The sequence below is a fragment of the Streptomyces tibetensis genome (assembly GCF_040647715.1).
GTDB classification, from domain to species: Bacteria; Actinomycetota; Actinomycetes; order Streptomycetales; family Streptomycetaceae; genus Streptomyces; species Streptomyces tibetensis_A.
Map to the genome: position 1 here is coordinate 509758 of NZ_JBEZCR010000004.1, position 16474 is coordinate 526231.

Here is a 16474-nt window from a genome sequence, read left to right on the forward strand (position 1 = left end):
GGGGCCGAGCGGGGCGTTCCCGGGCGGTCATACGGCCCGGCCCGGCGTTTCCAGGGACTTTCCCCGACGTTCTCCCGAGGCGAAAACTCTGTTGCAGCGGGGATCGGACATCACGCACGATGCCTGCGTGAGCACGACAAGGCGACACGCACGGTGCGCGCTCGCGGCGCGTACGGGGGTCGCGCCGTGAGCGCGCGTCTGCGCGGTATCGCGAGGGAGACCGAGCAGATCGTCGCAGCCGGGGCCTACCGTGCGCCGGACGGGCGCGAGGTCTCGATCGCGGCGGAGGTGCGGGCGGCGCGCGAGGGCACCCGCCTGTACGGGCCGGAACCGGTGCCGGTGTCGGCCGATCGGGTGACGGACGCGCGGAACGCGCTGGTGGAGGTCACGGGCGAGAGCAGCCTGGAAGCGGCCCACCGGCTGGGCGGGCCCCTGGCCGTGCTGAACTTCGCCTCGGCCCGAAACCCCGGCGGCGGCTATCTCAACGGCGCCCAGGCCCAGGAAGAGGCCCTGTGCCGGGCCTCCGCGCTGTACACCTGCCTCCTGGAGGCCCGCGCCTTCTACGACCACCACCGCGCCCACCGCGATCCGTTCTACACGGACCGTGTCATCCACTCACCCGCCGTACCCGTCTTCCGTGACGACCGGGGCGGCCTGCTGGCCGAGCCGTACACCGTGGGCTTCCTGACCTCGCCGGCGCCCAATGCGGGCGTGGTGCTCCGCTCAGCACCCGAACGGGCGCACGAACTGCCGCGGGCCCTCGCGGTCCGGGCCGAACGCGTCCTGGAGACCGCAGCCGCCCACGGATACGGCCGGCTCGTCCTGGGCGCCTGGGGCTGCGGGGTGTTCCGCAACGACCCCGCGCAGGTGGCGGAGGCCTTCCGAGCGCTGCTGGGGCCCGGCGGCCGGTTCGCGGGGGCCTTCGAACACGTGGTGTTCGCGATCCTGGACCGGACGCGGGACCGTGCGGTGCTCGGCGCCTTCGAGGGGGCGTTCAGCTCCAGCCGTAGCGTTCCTGCAGGCGGCGCCTGACGCGGTTGAACCGCATGCGGTCCAGGGCGCAGGCCTCCCGGCGCATGCCGTCCTCGTGCAGGCGCAGGACCCGCTCCACGGAGACCCACGAGAACCGCCCCGACCGGTCCCACGGCCCGCTGCCGATCCCCACCCACTCCCGGTCGCCGTCATGCTCCTTGCTGGACAACTGCACGGCCAGGAAGGTGCCGCCGGCCTCACGCGCGACCACCAGCACCGGGCGGTCCTTGCCTCGGCCGTCGTTCTCCTCGTAGGGCACCCACGTCCAGACGATCTCCCCGGGATCCGGGTCGCCGTCGTGCGCGGGGGAGTACTCCGTGCGCACCGGGCCCACCTCGCGCGGGTCGGCCTGGACGGTGGCGGAGGGGCCGTGGCGGCCCGGGACGTTCTCATCGCTGAACGGAGTCACGGGGGCACCCTAGAGGCTGCCCCCGTGTGCGCACCGCCCCGGGGTCACTTCGCGCCCGACGGCACCTTCCGGCTCTGCCCGTTACGGGGCAGAGGTGCTGCAGCCCGGGTTCACTTGTCGTCCACCGGCACCTTCTGGGCGTGCCCGTTGAGGGCGGAGACGTCTTGCGGCGCCTGCCCGTTGCGGTCCATCGACGCGAGCAGCTGACGGGCGAGGCCCAGCCCCGTGCCGCCCATGGTCAGCGCCTTGGCGAACATGTCGGCCATGCCGTCGGCGCCGTTCAGCAGCACCATGTTGTCGACGTTGCCGAACGCGGACGCGCCGGCCTTCACGATCTCCGGCCAGTTCTCGGCGAGTTGCTGGGCGACGACGGCCTCCTGGTTCTCCGCAAGGGCGGCGGCACGGGCCTTGATGGCCTCAGCCTCCGCGAGGCCCTTCGCCCGGGCCGCCTCGGCTTCGGCGAGACCCTTGGCCTGCGCCGCCGCGGCCTCGGCCTCACCGGTGGCGCGGGTCGCCTGCGCGGCCGCCTCGCCCCGGGCCTTGGTGGCCTCGGCCTCGGCGCCCGCGGCCGTCTTGACCCGGGTCGCCTCGGCCGCCGCCGCCAGTTCCGTCTCCTTCGCCTGCGCCTGGGCCGACGAGATCCGCGCGTCGCGGTCGGCCTCGGCCAGGGTGCGCGTCTCGTAGGCCGCCGCGTCGGCGGGTTTGCGCACGTCCGCCTGGAGTTGCTGCTCGCGCCGGTGCGCTTCCAGCTCCGCCACCCGCGTCTCCTGGACGACGACCTCCTGCCGGGCGCCGGCTTCGGCGAGCGGTCCGGCCTGCCGGGCCTTCGCGGCCGCCTTGTCGCGCTCGGCCTGGTAGCCGGCCTGGAGGATCTCGCTGTCCCGGGTCGCCTCCGCCATCCGCGCGAACGACTGCTGCTCGGCCTCGGTGGCCAGCCGGTTGGCCTCCGCCTGAGCGATCCGCGCGTCGCGCTGCACGGCCGCCGCGTGCGGCATGGCGAGGTTCTGGATGTACCCGGTCGGGTCCTCGATCTCGTGGATCTGCAGCGAATCCACGATCAGGCCCAGCTTCTCCATCTCGGTGCCGCACGCGGCCCGCGTCTGACCGGTGAGCTTCTCCCGGTCCCGGATCATGTCCTCGACCGTCAACCCGCCCACGATGGACCGCAGATGACCGGCGAAGACGTTGTGCACCCGCTCCGACATCAGCTTCTGCTGGTCGAGGAAGCGGCGGGCCGCGTTCGCGATCGACACGAAGTCGTCGCCCACCTTGAAGATGACCACGCCCCGCACCTTCAGCGGAATGCCCTGGTGGGTCACGCAGTCCACGTGCAACTCGGTCTCGTTCAGATCGAGCGAGAGCTTGCGCACCGCCTGCACGCCGGGCATCACGAGCGTCCCGCGTCCGGTGACGATGCGGAACCCCATGCCCTCCTCGATGCCCTCCGTGCGGTGTTTGGAGCCCGAGATGATCAGTGCCTCGTTGGGTTCGGCGACCCGCCACATGAGCTTGAACAGACCGATCAGCGCGAGGACGGCGGCAACCGCCACCCCCGCAACGACGCCGACGACCATCGGCATTCGCCCCCCTTTGCCTGGTGCCCTCTCGGCACCGAACGAAGGGGAGTGTGCTCCTGCCCGGAGCCCTGGTACAGACACCGGCGCATCCTTGGCACAAGCTTGACGCGTACGGCTCTCACCTGCGTCGCAGGGGGCTCAACTGTCGTACGCCGGCGTGACGTAGACGGTTCTCGGCGGCAGGTACTCGACCACCATCACGACCGTGCCCGTCTCGATCCGGTCCGCCGCCGAGGCCGGGTGGGCGAGGAAGTGCTCGGCGCCGCCGCGCACCCGGACGATCACCTCGCCGACCAGCCCGGGCCCGATCGTTCCGGTGACCCGTCCCATGAGCCCGACCATCGACGCGTCCGCCATGAGGACAGCGTACGGTCGCTCAGGCGGCAGCGGAACGTGCCGTGACCGGCGGCGACGGCCACTTCTCCCACCAGCGCAGCTCCGCCTCCAACTGCGCCGCCACCTGTACGAGAAGCGGCTCGCTGTTCGCCGGCCCCAGCAACTGCGCGCCGACCGGCAGCCCGTCCGGCGTGAAACCGGCCGGCACGTTGACCCCCGGCCAGCCCAGCACGTTCCACGGCCAGGCGTACGGACACGCGGCGATCATCACCCGGTCGGTGGCGAACCCGCTGAGTTCGAGCAGGGCCCCGATGCGGGGCGGGGGAGCGGCGGTCGTGGGCGCGAGGACGACGTCGTACGAGGTGAAGAAGCCGCCGATGCGCCGGTGCAGCACGCTCTCCGCGCGCCGGGCCGCCCGCAGCGGGGCGCCGCCGAGCAACCGCCCCAACCGGGCCGCGCCCAGGGTGCGCCGGTCCAGCAACGCCGGGAAGGGCGCCTCGCCCACGCGCTCGGCGATCCCGGCCGTGGCACGCGGCACGAAGGTCAGCCCGATCTGCCCGTACGGCGGGTCCGCCTCCTCGACGAAGTGCCCCAACGCGGCGAGCCGCTCGGCCAGTTCGACCACGCGGGTCCGCACCTCGGGCAGGAGCCGGGCGGGCACCGCCGTGAACGGCGGCTTGAGGGAGAGCGCGATGCGCAGTCGGCCCGGATCGCGGCCGACGGCCGCGGACACGTCGAGGTGCGGGGGCTGGTGCGGGTCCTGGGCGTGGTTGCCGCTCGCCGCGTCCAGCAGCAGGGCAGCGTCGGCGACCGTTCGGGCCAGAGTGCCGTTGACGGTGATGCCCTGGAAGGATTCGCCGCGCGGCCAGGTCGAGACACGGCCGCGCTGCGGTTTGATGCCGACCAGATGCGTCCACGCGGCCGGGATCCGCACCGAACCGGCACCGTCCGAGCCGAGCGCGGCCGGCACCAGACCGGCGGCCACCGCGGCGGCCGACCCTCCCGAGGAACCGCCGGGCGTGTGGTGGGTGCTCCAGGGGTTGCGGGTCGCGCCGAACGCGGGCCCCTCGGTGAAGGGCCACTGCCCGAACTCGCAGGTGTTGGTCTTGCCCACGATCACGGCTCCGGCAGCGCGCAGCCGCCGCACCGCCTCACCGTCCTCGGCGACCGGCGGGAACTCGCCGCAGCAGCCGAACGCGGTCGGCTCACCGGCCACGTCCATGTCGTCCTTCACCGCGACGGGCACACCGAGCAGCGGTTTCCGTGGGCCCTGCGAGGCCGCCTCCCGGTCCGCGGCGTCGGCTTCCGTGAGCGCGGCCTCGGCCCGGACGATCCGGAAGGCGTTCAGGCTCCCCTGCGTCGCCTCGATGCGCGCCAGCGTCCGCTCCACCAGCGCCCGCGACGTCACCTCGCCGGCGGCCAGCGCGCGGGCGGTCTCCGCCAGGCCTTCGCAACGGTCGAGCGTCATACGGACACCTCCGGAAGCAGCCTCTCTACCGAACGGTAACGTCCGCGGGCCGGGAGTGTGATGCCGACGACGGGAGTGGATGTTCACCCACCGGCCGCTTCCTCCTCACTGGGCGCGTCGCGCCCCGTTCAAACCATTGACCGCCCTCTGGCTCGCCCTTACCTTCTGAGCCCTCACGACTGACCGATGTGCCGAACTCTGTCCGGTATATCGAACCTGTGCTCAAGGGAGAGCCGCCCGTGACCCCACACCCGCCCCCCGCCGCCCCGTCCCGCCGCACGCTGCTGCGCGCCCTGACCGCGCTGCCCGCCTCGGCCGTCCTGCTCGGCGGATCGCCCGGACTGCTCGGCGGCGCGCTGGCCGCCGCACCCCCGAACGGCTCGGCCACCCGCTACACCATCGTGCCGTTCCTCAACAGCAACGACGGCACGGTCGACGTCTACCAGTCGGACGACGCCACGGACTTCCGGCTGCTGCGCTCCGCCGCGTACACCCCGCCCGCGAACCGGATCCGCGACGCGAGCGTCATCAGGCACACCGACGGCTTCTACTACCTGACCTACACCACGCACACCTGGCAGGACCCCAGCACGACCATCGGCTTCGCCCGCAGCTCCGACCGGGCCGACTGGACCTTCCTCTACGACTACACCGTGCCGATCGCGCGCCTCTCCCGCGCCTGGGCACCCGAGTGGTTCGTCGACGGCGACGGCAGCGTGAACGTCATCGTGTCCTGCTCCACCACGAACGACGAGTGGATCTTCACGCCGTACCTGCTGAGGGCGGCGAACGCGGCGCTCACGGCATGGAGCACGCCGGTCGCCCTCTCCGGCATCGGCGCCAACCACATCGACACGTTCATCGTGAGGATCGGCTCGACGTACCACGCCTTCCCGAAGAACGAGACGACGAAGTACATCGAGTACGCCACCGCCTCGAATCTCACCGGCCCGTACACCATCCGCCGGACGGGTGACTGGGCGGGCTGGGGCAGCTACCGCGAGGGCCCGGCCCTGGTGCAGCTCGACAACGGCGGCTGGCGGATGTTCTTCGACGGCTACGGCGACGGGAACTACTACTACAGCGACAGCTACGACACCTTCGCCACCTGGTCGCCCCCGGCCGCCCTGCCCGCGATCTCCGGTACGGCCCGGCACTTCACGGTCGTCAAGGAGACGGTCGCGGGCGGCCCGGCCCTGGCCCGCAACGGCACCCGCTCGTTCCGCTCGGTCAACTACCCGACCCGCTCCTGGCAGCAGCAGTCCGCACTGCTCAACCTGCCGGTGGTCAGCGCCTCCAGCACCGCCGCCGAGAGACGGTCCGCCACTTTCACGGTCGTCGCCGGGCTCGCCGACGCCGGCGGCTACTCCTTCCGGGACGCGACCGGTGCCTACCTGCGACACTGGGACTTCCGCGCCCGCTTCGACCCGAACGACGGCACGAGCACCTTCGCCAAGGACGCCACGTTCGTCCTCCGCGCCGGCACGGCCTCGGGCTCCGTCCGCTTCGAGTCGTACAACTACCCGGGCCGCTACCTGCGCCACTACGCCTACGAGCTCCGGGTGGACCGCTCCGACGGAACGGACCGGTTCCGGCAGGACAGCTCGTTCGTGCCGGTGACGGCCTGGGCGTAGGGCGGCACGGAGGAAGCCGGGCCCCACGGTCGCCCGTGGAGCCCGGCCGGAGGGGGGTCAGCGGGTGAAGGTGACCCGGTGCTCCTTCAGGGAACCGCAGTTGGAGCCGTACACCTGCACGTACGTGTTGGCGATGCTGCCGCCCCAGTCCACGCAGTGACCCTTGCCGTAGGCGTAGGTCGGCCCTGCGTACGACGTGTACAGGCCCTCGTCGTTGTCGTACTGCTCGGTGTCCGGGACGGAGACCCAGGCCGACATGTCCACGGCCGTGCCCGGGTTGTTGCGGATGGTCGTGACGCAGTTCTTGCCGTTGGAGGCGTTGTAGGTCAGGTAGACGGTCCCCAACGAGCCGACGGCCGCCGAGTTGACCGTCTTGTACCCACTGCCACAGACCTTCTGCGGAGTGGTGTTGGGCGCGGCCGAGGCCGGCGACGCCAGGGCGGTCATGGTTCCCACGGACAGTGCCGCCACGGCGGACGCCGCCAGGATGGAACGGGTGAATCGCATATTTCCCCCATGCAACTCTTCGAGGTGGTTGCTCCTGCATGGTGTGACCCGCCGGGAGTTCAAAGGGTTGTGCGTCAGTCGGCAGGAAAATCGGGGGAGTTGAGCGGTGGTGCGAGTGGAGGGGCGGGCTCCGTGACGGTGGAGGCCCGAGCGTTCCCATGTGGCGACTCTTTTACTCACGAGTCACTTGAGGCACACGCGAGATCCCGAGGATCTGTGCAGGGGTGTCACACAGGCTGCACACCGCCCTTTCAAAGTCTCGTTAGCGTTACGGCTCGATCCCACGTGCGAACGTGACCAGGGCGCGGCCGGCGAGCCGCCGGAACAGCCAGATCGGGAACAGCACACATGGACTACTGCTCGTCGTGCCGTCGGCACCTCAACGGCGCCTTGGTCTGCCCGGGGTGCGGCGCCTACGCCCCGGACATCGACCCCTCCGTCCTCGGCGGCCGTCCCGGCCCGGACCACGGGCCCGCCACGGACCCGGGCGGACCGGCGTCCTGGCAGTACCCGTCGGACCTCGGCACCTGGCACGACGGCACCGTGTGGGACGAGACCCCCGCGCGCACGCAGGACGCCTCCGGCCCGTCCGGCGCCCACGACTCCTCCGACGCCCCCGACTCCACGGGCGCCCACGGCCCCTCGGATGCCGACGGGGCCGATGGTTACGAAGCCCGGCCGGCGGGCCGGGCGGCCCGCCGGCGCCAGCTGGCCCGCTGGAAGAAGAACCAGCGCCGGGCCGTGGTGGCGACGGCGGTCGCGCTCGTCGGAGGCGGTCTGACGGTCGCCGCGATGAACGGCAACGCGAAGCCCGGCGTGCAGGCGTCCGCGACGCCGGAGGACACCACCATGGGCGGCGCCCTGGGTGAGGCACCGACGTTCACCGAACCGACGTCGAGCCGGCAGGACACCCCGCGCTCCGCCTCCACGGCCCCGTCGCACGACGACCGCGCCTCGCGCCATCAGCAGTCCCGGGCCGCCGACCCCCGCACCACGCCGACGGACACGCGGACGGACGCGGCCGCCACTCCCCGCGAGCTCCCGCTGACGACCGCGCCCCGCAAGACCGTCAGGGACACCGTCGGCACGGTCACCGGCAGCGTTGGTTCATCTGGTTCATCCGGGTCATCCGGGTCATCCGGGTCGTCCGGTTCGACGGCCACCGAGCCGACGGCACCCCCGGCCGCCGAGTCCGGTTCGGACGCGCAGCAGCCGGCCTCCTCCTCCACACCCGCGCCCGCGGCGACGACTCCGGCCGAGACGTCCCCCTCCGCGCCGAAGTCGAAGGAGCTCTGCCTGCTGGTCATCTGCCTCGGTGGCTGAACCGGCGGCCGGTGGCCGTGCGCAGCCGGCCTTCGTATCGCGGGGCCCATGGCTGACGAGTGCTTCCGGCATCCGCGAATCGCCACGGTCCACGACCGGCTCGACCCTGACCGTCGCGCCTGGGAGCACTGGAACCGCGAGGCCGCGTACGGCGTGACAGACACTGCGGGTGCGGGCGCCGTCGAGCCCTGGGCCGGCATGCCGGACGTCAACGGACCGCCGGTGACGTCCCGGTGGACCTCTGCGTTCGCGGCGGACGGGCGGACGCTGACGTCGGACTCGACCCTGCCGCTCTCGAGAGCGGCAGGAGATCGAGGCGGAACGCGCCGCTGACGCGGCCCCGCCGCCTCCGTGGCGAGCGAGGACCGCCCGTACAATCCTCGCGACCAAATCGGGGGCGACATCAGCGGGGGAGTCCGCGTGGAAACGATCATCGTGCAGTTGCCCGGTACCGCCCAGTGGGGCGGGGACGAGACGGGCAGTCCCGAACTGATCCACCTGGGGCCGGGGGACATCGCGGATTTCGGACGCGGTGGGGCGGGGGTCCGCATCGTGTTGGCCGATCCCGGGATCTCCCGCCGGGCCGGGCAGCTGGAAGCCGCAGGAGACTACTGGCGGCTTTCCAACTTCAGTCGCAGCGTGTCGTACGTGGTGGAGAACCTGGAGGGAGCCGGCGAGTACCTCACCGTCGCGCCCGGGCGGCTCGGGGCGCCCGTGCCCTTCGAGTTCTCCCGCGTGGTGCTGCCCGCCCTGTCCGGCACCGCCACGTTCAAGGTGTTCGCACCCCAGCACGCCTACCTCGGCGAGCAGTCCGTGCCGGGCGGCGGCGAACAGACCGTCCACCCCTTCGCCCTGGACCCGACGTCGAAGTACTTCCTCGTCCTGGTGGCGCTGTGCGAGCCCCGGCTGCGCGACCCCTCCGACTCCACGCTGCCCGGCGTCGGCCAGATCGTGGAGCGGCTGCGGCCCCTGGAGTCCTGCCGGGACCTGACCCGCTCCGCCGTCAACTACCACATCGACTACCTGGCCTTCGCCAAACTGCGCCTGGACCTCGGCGAGGAGGCCGCGGGGGCGGACGGCGGCCGCACCGGCGCCAAGCGCACCCGGCTCGCCTCCGTCGCCCTGCGCTTCGGCCTGGTCCGCGAGGAGCACCTCGGACTGCTGCCGCCCCGCGGCGCCGCCCGCCTCGCCGACCCGCAGGAGGCGGACGCATGACCCGGCCGGAGGAACGGGACGACGAGCTGGAGGCGCCCCGCCCGCCCGGTCTTCCGGAGGGCTTCCGCATCGACGGCTGGGAGGTGGGCGCGGTCATCGGCTCCGGCGGCTGGGGGACCGTGTACGAGGCCCGTACGGTCGCCGACGGCACGCCCGTCGCGGTGAAGGTGCTCCCGACCGGCGCCCTGGGGCCCGGGCAGCGCGCGGCGCTCGGTGAACTCGTCGCGCGCGAGGTCCGGTTCAGCGCGGATGCCGACCACCCCCACCTCGTCCGCACCCACGCCGTGTGCACCGTTCACGCACCGGACCTCCCCGCCCTGGACGGCGCGATCGCGCTGGTCATGGACCGGGCCGAGGCCAGTCTGCAGGACGTACTGGACACCGCGGAGGCCGGCGGGCCGATCGCGGACGCCGACCGCGTCCTGCGCGGAGTGGCCGCGGGACTCGCCCACATGCACGACGCCGGCTGGGTGCACGGCGACCTCAAACCCGCCAACGTCCTGCTCGGCCCGGGCGGTCGGGTGTGGCTCGCGGACTTCGGCCTGGCCGCCGAACTCGACGGCACCCACGCCCACTTGCCGCCGCTCGGCACCCTCGACCACCTGCCGCCCGAGTGGTGGTCGCAGCGCACCGGCACCGAAGGCGCCGTCGTCCGGCCAACCGCCGACATCTGGGCCTTCGGCGTCCTCGCCCACCAGGTCCTCACCGGCGGACTCCACCCCTTCCCGGGCGCGACGGCCCGCGCCCGCTCGCTCGCGGCCCAGTCCTACGCGCGCGGCACCGCGCCCCTGCGCCTCGACGCCGGTCTCGACGAGGAGATGCGCCGGCTCATCGCCGACTGTCTCGCCCCGGACCACGCCGCCCGCCTCCCGCACACGGCCGCCGGTGTCGCCGCCCGGATCGAGGCCGCCACCGGCGGTCCACACCGCCGCCGAAGACACATGACGCCGGCCGTCGCGGCGGGACTCGCCGTCCTGACCGCCGCCGCGGTCGCCGGGGCGGCCCTGCTCGGGGGAGGGGGCGCAACCCAGGACGACAAGCAGGGCCGCGCCACCCCCACCGTCTCCAACCCGCCCAGCCCGCCGGCCGGGGAGATCCCCGAGGACTCCGACGTACCCGAGGCGCTGCGCCCCGTCATCGCCCGTGCGGCCCACCGCTGCACCGACGAGGAGATCACGCCCGCCCTGCTCGCCGCCCTGATCAAGGCGGAGAGCAACTTCGACCCGAAAGCCTCCCGCCCGCAGAGCGAGGAGTACGGCATCGCCATGTGGACGCCGTCGGTGTTCCGCGCCTGGGCGGTGGACGGGGACGGCGACGGCGACAAGGACCACATGTCACCGCCGGACGCGATCTCCACCATGAGCCTGTACGTGTGCTGGCTCGACCAGCGCTTCAAGCAGGCCGGCCTGCCGAAGAAGGACTTGCCCGCGCTCGTCGCGGCCGGCTACCGCACCAGTGACCGCACGGTCATCGAGGAGCGCGGCGTACCGGAGAGGGTACGGCCGCACGTGGACAAGGTGATGCGCTACCTCGCCGAGTACGAGCGCTGAGCCGCGCTCACGCGAGCGAGGTGGGGCGGACGGTGGGGAGCGGGGGGCCCGGGGGCCGCGGCGGCCCGTGGTGCGTCGCGGGACGCCGCCGGCGGGGCCGTACGAACGCGAGCGGTGGGCAGGGCCGCTGCCCCGCCCACCGCTCGTCCCCCGTTCCCGTCACCGGCCGCGGTCAGCCGCACTCCGGGACGTTCGGCAGCCGGTTGTCCGGCGAGCTGATGTAGATGTTGGAGATGTAGCCGCCGTACTGGGGCAGATAGGCCCACCACTCATTGGTGTAAGGCGGCACGTTCACCACCTCGCCCCGGATCTGGCAGCCCACCAGCACCTCGACCCCGGCGGGCAGCTGTGTCATGCGGTCACCGCCCGTGGCCGGTCCCCTGCGGACGTTCACGAACTCGCCCCAGGTGCCGAACCAGGTCCCGGCGGGCCGTGCACCGCCCGGCACGTTCAGCGAGCGGGTCAGCCGGCCGATGTCGGTGTACGCCTTGCCGTACGACGTGCCGGCCTGGTGCAGCGTCAGCACGGCCACGATCGTGCGGTCGTCCGCTCCCACCGTGCCGGTGGTGTGCAGTGCGGGCCGGGTGAGGTCGACGGCCGCGGCGACGCGCGGAGCGGGTGCGGCCGGCTCCCCCTGTGTTCCCGAGGACGTGGTCCCAGGGCCGCAGGTGCCCTTCGCGTACTTCCCGGACCAGCCCTGCTTCACCGCCCAGGGCTTGTCGAACGACCCCGCGATGCCGAAGTGCTGGTCGAAGTGGTCGGTGGCGGAGCAGCGGGTGGAGCGGCGCAGGTTGTCCATGACGAAGTCACGGACGGGCGCCGGGGCCTTCTCCAGGATGTACCGGTAGATCGCCACCGTGTCCCGTGCGGAGATGGCGGTGTAACCCCAGAAACCCTCGTACCCGGGAGGCGGTGGCGCGGTGTCGCGCAGACCGAGCGCGGGCTCGGCGGTCATCCGGTCGATGATCGCCGAACCGCCGTACGTCGACCAGTAGTGGTTGGCGGCGTCGTCGTCGCTGCCGCGCAGCATCGGCTCCAGCCGGGCACGGTCGGCCGGGGGGATGGTGTAGTCGGGCCCGCGGTCCCACAGGAAGTCCAGCACCAGCAGGAGCTTGACGACCGAGGCGGACCGGAACTGCTTGCTCGCGTCGACCTGTTCGGTGAACGCGCCGGTCCGGCGGTCGAAGACGGCCACGCCGGCGGTGACGCCCGGCGGGATCTGGGCGGCTGCCGAGGTCCGTGCCGTCCCGGCGCCCTCCACCGCCCCGCCCGCCCGGGGCTGTGCCGACGCACCGCTCGTGAGTGACGCGACCGTGACGACGGCCGCGAGCGCGGCGGCGCCGCGCAGGGGCATGCGCATGGTTTCCCTTCCTGGATGGCCCGGTGGTCCTACGGGGCCTTGGCCCGCGGAGCCACGATAGGAGCGGGGGCGGGGCGGGCGGTCCTGACGAATGTCAGGGCTCCGGGGAGCGCGGCGTCGTGAGGCGCCGACCCTGATAAGTGTCAGGTGCCGGTGGTGCGGTGATGCCCCGTACGGTCACGACCAGCGAGTGACGGCCGGCCCGGGGGCCGGTCGCCGCGCACGACCGTTTCACCCGCCGACACACACGAAAGAGGGCTCATGAGCCGCCGATCACTCACGACATTGCTGGCCGCGGGGGGCGCCGCCGCGGTGATGGCGCTCCTTCCGACCACCGCCCAGGCCCAGCCGTACTCGGGCGGCAACTACGGAATCTACGGGCAGGAGGGGCAGTACCCCACCACCACGTTCTGCTCGGGCACGTTCCGGCAGATCGGAGCCACCAAGTACTTCGAGGGCATGGCCCTGAAGTACTTCTACTCCGACAAGTGCGGCTCGTTCGCCCGGATCGAGAACTCCCGGCCCGGCTGCGCGGCCGTGCTGCAGCGCTCCGACAACGGCGCGGGCCGCAACGACGGCTGGGTCTCCGAGACCGTCGACGCGGGCATCAATTACGCGTACACCAAGATGGGCAACAACCTCAACGGCCGTGTCTCACGCGCCCTGCTCGCGTGCGACGGCCACGACCTGGTGAACACCGGCTGGTACTGAGCCGCACCGCACGCCCTGCGGGGGGCCACCGGTCTCACGGTGGCCCCCCGCAGGGGTGTTGAAGGGCAGGTGCGTCAGCAGTCCGGGACCCCGGCGATCTTCTCGCCGCCCCGGATGTACAGGTTGTTCACCCAGGCGATGTCGCTGCCCGAGAACTCCATGACGGCGGTCCACCAGTTGTTGGTGCCGACCGCCGGGTCGTGCACGGTCTGGCCCTGCTTCTGGCACAGGGCGTCCGCATACCACCGCGAACGGACCGCGAGCCGCGGGGAGTCCGTGGTCGGCTGCTGGCGCAGGTTGACGTCGGTGGCCCAGATGTAGACGTCGGTGAGCGTCGGGTCGCCGCCGTTGGCGGTGGCCGGGGCCGCCTGGGCCGTGGTGGCGAGACCCCCGACGGCGAGCGCGGTCACGGCGAGGCCCATGGCGGTACGGCTGGTCAGTCGCTTCATGTGTCTGTCCCCCGAAGGACGAAGGCGAGAAAGAGTGCCGGACATGGTCCTGATCCGGCTCGGACGGCCACCGGGACGGGCGGCCTGCCGACGTTCAGAACTGTAGGGAGCCCCGTGCCGACGCGGTCCTGACAATTGTCAGGACCGGCTGGGACGAAGAGGTGCCCGGGGCGTGTGAGCCCGACCCGGCAGGGCGCTGCCGCGTCCGCCCGGACCGACCCACCCCGGTGAGCGGGCCACGAGGTCAGCCGCCGTCCGACTCCACTGCGACGGCCGCCCGTTCGGGTTCGGCCTCCTGCGTGTGGTCCCGGCGGGGCAGCAGCAGCGGCGTGAGCAGGAGCAGGGCACCGGCCAGCGCGATGGCCGCCCGGGGACCGGTCCAGGCGGCCAGTACGCCCCACAGGGCGGTGACCGTCGCGGTGGCCGCCTTGCCGGTGGCCGACCAGGCGGCCAGGGTGCGGGTGACCCGGCCGGCGGGGGTGCGGTCGAGACGGTGCGTGGCGAGGACCGGGTTGTACACGCCGCAGCAGGTGATCAGGCCGAACTCGACCAGCATGACCAGGATCAGACCGGGCGTGCCGGGACCGGTGAACGCAAGGCCGATCGACCAGCAGGCCCGCAGCACCCCGGCGGTGAGCAGGACCCGGTGCCGGCCGTGGCGGGCGACGAGCCGCGGGGCCAGGCGGGAGCCGAGCAGGCCGCCGGTGCAGGGCACCGCGAAGGCGAGGGCGTACTGCCAGGGCGCGAAGTGCAGATCGTCCACCATCAGGATCAGCAGCGGCGGAGAAGCCGCCATGATCAGGGAGTTCACCACGAGCGAGTTGAAGAAGAGCGGGCGCAGTGCCGGATCGGCCAGAATGTGGCGCCAGCCCTCCAGCAGATCACCGGGCCGGGCCGGCGCCGGCTGCGGTCGCACGGGGCGCTTCTCGGCGTCGCCGATCGCCCGGAGGCCGAACGCCGAGAGCAGATAGCTCACCGCGTCCGCCACCACCGTCGTCACCGGGCCCAACAGGCTGATCGCGGCCCCGCCCAGCGGCGGGCCGACCATGCTGGCGGTCCAGGTCGTCGCCTCGAACCGCCCGTTCGCCACGAGCAGGTCCTCCCGCGGCAGCAGGTCCTTCAGGAACGCCCCCGCCGCCGCGTTGAAGGTGATGTCGGCCGCCGCGACGGCCACCGACACCAGCAGCAACTGGCCGAAGGTGAGCCGACCGAGCGCGAACGCCACGGGGATGCTCAGCAGTACCGCGCACCGGACCAGGTCCGTCGCCATCATCACCGGCCGTTTGCGGCGGACCTCCACCCACGGCCCGAGGGGTACCGACACGGCCGCGCCGACCGCCGGTCCCACCGCTGCCAGCAGCGACACCTGCGCCGGACCGGCGTCCAGTGCCAGGACCGCGATCAGGGCGAACGCGTCGAACGCGAGCCAAGTGCCGGCCGTGCTGACCGCGTACGCGCCCCACAGCCACCCGAAACGCCGCCCCAGCGACCGCCTGCCCGCCATACCCGGCGCACTCCCCGCTCCCGTGGACGACCCGGCGTCGTCCGCGAGTCATCCAAGCGAGATCGCAAGGGCCGGGCAAACAACCACCTGACGCCCCCGCCACAACCGACCGTTGTGACGCGGCGGTACGGGGGAAGGCTCAGCGCTGGTACAGCCCCACCAGCGTCCCGTCCGCGAGGCGGCGCCCCTCGACCTCCTCGTGCACCTGGTCCGCGTGCGGCGCGTCAGGCAGGACGCACGGCTCGGACAGGGCGTAGAGCCGGAAGAAGTAGTGATGGGCGTCGTCACCCGGCGGGGGATGCGGCCCGCCCCAGCCGTGCTGGCCGTAGCCGTTGACGAGTTCCGTGCCGCCTGGTGGGACCTGTCCGGCCTCGACGCCGTCGCTGTGCGGGTCGATGCCGACCACGACCCAGTGCGCGAAGGTGCCCGACGGGGCGTCGGGATCCTCGCACAGCAGGACCAGTTCCGCCGCGTCGTCCGGTACGCCGCTCCAGGTCAGCGGCGGAGAGACGTTGGGTCCCTCGTACGCGTACCGGCGCGCGATGAAGGAATGGTCGTCGAACGCGTTGCTGCTGAGTTCGATGCCGGTCATGGCCCCCGGGGTACCCCCGGGGGCCGCGGGGCACACGGTTCGGGGCCGATCGCCCCGGGTACCCGCGGTGGCGAGCCGGAACGAGACGGGACCGGGAGGAACCCGACGATGTCTCCCCTGGCAGAAGACCCCGCGGCCGGCGCCCGGGAGGACCGCGAGGTGCGCCTGGCCCGGCGGCTGGAGACCGGCGTACGGGCGCTGGAGGAGCTCGACCGGGCCGACGCCGGCGAGCACGACCTCACGGCGAAGCGGCGCCGGGAACTGGAGGAGGCCGTCCGCGACGGACAGGCCGCCAAGGACCACATGGTCCGGGCCAACCTCCGGCTCGTGGTGTCGATGGCCAAACGGCACGCCCATCGCGGTCTGCCCCTGCTGGACGTCATCCAGGAGGGCAACCTGGGGCTGATCCGGGCCGTGGAGAAGTTCGACCACACCAAGGGGTTCAAGTTCTCCACGTACGCCACCTGGTGGATCCGCCAGGCCATCGAACGGGGCCTGGCCGCCCACGCGCGCTCCGTCCGGCTGCCGATGCACGTCGTCGAGCAGCTGCAGAAGATCGCCAAGGTCGAGCGGCGGGCGCTCGCCGAGGAACTGCGTGAGGCCGTCGGCACGCTCGCGCCTCGCGAGGCCATGATCCTCAGCCTGCGCTACGGGCTGCACGACGGGCACACCCGCACGCTGAACGAGGTCGCCGGACGGGTCGGTCTGACCCGGGAACGGGTGCGCCGGCTCGAGAAGGAGTCGCTCGCCCGGCTGCGGCAGCCGGAGAGCCGCGAACGGCTGGTGGCGTGGGCGGGCTGACCACGG

Annotated in this window: 17 protein-coding genes; 8 read left to right on the forward strand and 9 right to left on the reverse strand. The window is 72.7% G+C overall.

Annotated features, from left to right (window positions below):
* Positions 1–186 precede the first annotated feature (186 nt).
* Positions 187–1032, forward strand: a complete 846-nt coding sequence (locus tag AB0B29_RS13875) for a TIGR02452 family protein (protein WP_362238318.1) — start codon at positions 187–189, stop codon at positions 1030–1032.
* On the opposite strand, the gene AB0B29_RS13880 is transcribed toward AB0B29_RS13875, so the two are convergent.
* The 4 genes from AB0B29_RS13880 to AB0B29_RS13895 form a co-directional block, all read right to left on the reverse strand.
* Positions 995–1441, reverse strand: a complete 447-nt coding sequence (locus tag AB0B29_RS13880) for a type II toxin-antitoxin system PemK/MazF family toxin (protein ID WP_362238321.1) — start codon at positions 1439–1441, stop codon at positions 995–997. The two genes, AB0B29_RS13875 and AB0B29_RS13880, sit on opposite strands and share 38 nt — an antisense overlap.
* Before the next feature lie 110 nt (positions 1442–1551).
* Entirely contained in the window at positions 1552–3021 is a 1470-nt protein-coding gene (locus AB0B29_RS13885) for an SPFH domain-containing protein (protein ID WP_362238324.1), read from the reverse strand.
* Between the two features lie 135 nt (positions 3022–3156).
* Positions 3157–3375 carry a hypothetical protein gene (locus AB0B29_RS13890; RefSeq protein WP_362238327.1) on the reverse strand — a complete coding sequence of 73 codons (219 nt, stop codon included), beginning with the start codon at positions 3373–3375 and terminating at the stop codon, positions 3157–3159.
* Positions 3376–3394: 19 nt separating this feature from the next.
* A complete protein-coding gene (locus AB0B29_RS13895) occupies positions 3395–4822 on the reverse strand; it encodes an amidase (protein ID WP_362238330.1) in 1428 nt (475 codons plus the stop codon).
* Between the two features lie 239 nt (positions 4823–5061).
* Between AB0B29_RS13895 and AB0B29_RS13900 the strand changes: the two genes are divergently transcribed.
* Complete coding sequence (locus tag AB0B29_RS13900; protein WP_362238332.1) at positions 5062–6456, forward strand: glycoside hydrolase family 43 protein; 1395 nt, start codon at positions 5062–5064, stop codon at positions 6454–6456.
* 57 nt (positions 6457–6513) lie between these two features.
* Here the strand turns inward: AB0B29_RS13900 and AB0B29_RS13905 are convergent, their stop codons facing one another.
* Complete coding sequence (locus AB0B29_RS13905; RefSeq protein ID WP_362238335.1) at positions 6514–6963, reverse strand: spore-associated protein; 450 nt, start codon at positions 6961–6963, stop codon at positions 6514–6516.
* Positions 6964–7311: 348 nt separating this feature from the next.
* Between AB0B29_RS13905 and AB0B29_RS13910 the strand changes: the two genes are divergently transcribed.
* From AB0B29_RS13910 to AB0B29_RS13925, 4 genes are all read left to right on the forward strand, one after another.
* Entirely contained in the window at positions 7312–8286 is a 975-nt protein-coding gene (locus tag AB0B29_RS13910; RefSeq protein ID WP_362238338.1) for an SCO2400 family protein, read from the forward strand.
* Positions 8287–8334: 48 nt separating this feature from the next.
* Positions 8335–8619 carry a hypothetical protein gene (locus AB0B29_RS13915; protein WP_436845841.1) on the forward strand — a complete coding sequence of 95 codons (285 nt, stop codon included), beginning with the start codon at positions 8335–8337 and terminating at the stop codon, positions 8617–8619.
* An 87-nt stretch (positions 8620–8706) separates the two neighbouring features.
* Entirely contained in the window at positions 8707–9501 is a 795-nt protein-coding gene (locus tag AB0B29_RS13920; protein ID WP_362238341.1) for a serine/threonine protein kinase, read from the forward strand.
* A complete protein-coding gene (locus AB0B29_RS13925) occupies positions 9498–11051 on the forward strand; it encodes a serine/threonine-protein kinase (protein ID WP_362238344.1) in 1554 nt (517 codons plus the stop codon). Before AB0B29_RS13920 ends, AB0B29_RS13925 begins: the two co-directional genes overlap by 4 nt.
* A 172-nt stretch (positions 11052–11223) precedes the next feature.
* Here the strand turns inward: AB0B29_RS13925 and AB0B29_RS13930 are convergent, their stop codons facing one another.
* Complete coding sequence (locus AB0B29_RS13930; protein WP_362238347.1) at positions 11224–12411, reverse strand: hypothetical protein; 1188 nt, start codon at positions 12409–12411, stop codon at positions 11224–11226.
* 261 nt (positions 12412–12672) lie between these two features.
* On the opposite strand from AB0B29_RS13930, the gene AB0B29_RS13935 reads away from it, so the two are divergent.
* Positions 12673–13122 carry a hypothetical protein gene (locus tag AB0B29_RS13935; protein ID WP_362238350.1) on the forward strand — a complete coding sequence of 150 codons (450 nt, stop codon included), beginning with the start codon at positions 12673–12675 and terminating at the stop codon, positions 13120–13122.
* A 74-nt stretch (positions 13123–13196) separates the two neighbouring features.
* Here AB0B29_RS13935 and AB0B29_RS13940 read toward each other — a convergent pair whose 3' ends face one another.
* The 3 genes from AB0B29_RS13940 to AB0B29_RS13950 form a co-directional block, all read right to left on the reverse strand.
* On the reverse strand, positions 13197–13571 hold the full coding sequence (locus tag AB0B29_RS13940) for a peptidase M23 (protein WP_362238353.1): 375 nt from the start codon (positions 13569–13571) through the stop codon (positions 13197–13199).
* A 244-nt stretch (positions 13572–13815) separates the two neighbouring features.
* A complete protein-coding gene (locus tag AB0B29_RS13945) occupies positions 13816–15075 on the reverse strand; it encodes an MFS transporter (RefSeq protein ID WP_362238356.1) in 1260 nt (419 codons plus the stop codon).
* Positions 15076–15214: 139 nt separating this feature from the next.
* The gene (locus AB0B29_RS13950) at positions 15215–15667 is read right to left on the reverse strand and encodes a YbhB/YbcL family Raf kinase inhibitor-like protein (protein WP_362238359.1); all 453 of its coding nucleotides are present in this window, start codon (positions 15665–15667) and stop codon (positions 15215–15217) included.
* Positions 15668–15775: 108 nt separating this feature from the next.
* Here AB0B29_RS13950 and AB0B29_RS13955 point away from each other — a divergent pair, with 108 nt between their 5' ends.
* Positions 15776–16468 carry a sigma-70 family RNA polymerase sigma factor gene (locus AB0B29_RS13955; RefSeq protein ID WP_362238362.1) on the forward strand — a complete coding sequence of 231 codons (693 nt, stop codon included), beginning with the start codon at positions 15776–15778 and terminating at the stop codon, positions 16466–16468.
* Positions 16469–16474 lie beyond the last annotated feature (6 nt).

Excerpts from the sequence above, each read along its gene's own strand:
- AB0B29_RS13890 (WP_362238327.1), bottom strand. The coding sequence starts at position 3,375 with ATGGCGGACGCGTCGATGGTCGGGCTCATGGGACGGGTCACCGGAACG.
- AB0B29_RS13885 (WP_362238324.1), bottom strand. The coding sequence starts at position 3,021 with ATGCCGATGGTCGTCGGCGTCGTTGCGGGGGTGGCGGTTGCCGCCGTC.
- AB0B29_RS13925 (WP_362238344.1), top strand. The coding sequence starts at position 9,498 with ATGACCCGGCCGGAGGAACGGGACGACGAGCTGGAGGCGCCCCGCCCG.
- AB0B29_RS13910 (WP_362238338.1), top strand. The coding sequence starts at position 7,312 with ATGGACTACTGCTCGTCGTGCCGTCGGCACCTCAACGGCGCCTTGGTC.
- AB0B29_RS13945 (WP_362238356.1), bottom strand. The coding sequence starts at position 15,075 with ATGGCGGGCAGGCGGTCGCTGGGGCGGCGTTTCGGGTGGCTGTGGGGC.
- AB0B29_RS13955 (WP_362238362.1), top strand. The coding sequence starts at position 15,776 with ATGTCTCCCCTGGCAGAAGACCCCGCGGCCGGCGCCCGGGAGGACCGC.
- AB0B29_RS13940 (WP_362238353.1), bottom strand. The coding sequence starts at position 13,571 with ATGAAGCGACTGACCAGCCGTACCGCCATGGGCCTCGCCGTGACCGCG.
- AB0B29_RS13895 (WP_362238330.1), bottom strand. The coding sequence starts at position 4,822 with ATGACGCTCGACCGTTGCGAAGGCCTGGCGGAGACCGCCCGCGCGCTG.
- AB0B29_RS13915 (WP_436845841.1), top strand. The coding sequence starts at position 8,335 with ATGGCTGACGAGTGCTTCCGGCATCCGCGAATCGCCACGGTCCACGAC.
- AB0B29_RS13930 (WP_362238347.1), bottom strand. The coding sequence starts at position 12,411 with ATGCGCATGCCCCTGCGCGGCGCCGCCGCGCTCGCGGCCGTCGTCACG.
- AB0B29_RS13935 (WP_362238350.1), top strand. The coding sequence starts at position 12,673 with ATGAGCCGCCGATCACTCACGACATTGCTGGCCGCGGGGGGCGCCGCC.
- AB0B29_RS13950 (WP_362238359.1), bottom strand. The coding sequence starts at position 15,667 with ATGACCGGCATCGAACTCAGCAGCAACGCGTTCGACGACCATTCCTTC.
- AB0B29_RS13905 (WP_362238335.1), bottom strand. The coding sequence starts at position 6,963 with ATGCGATTCACCCGTTCCATCCTGGCGGCGTCCGCCGTGGCGGCACTG.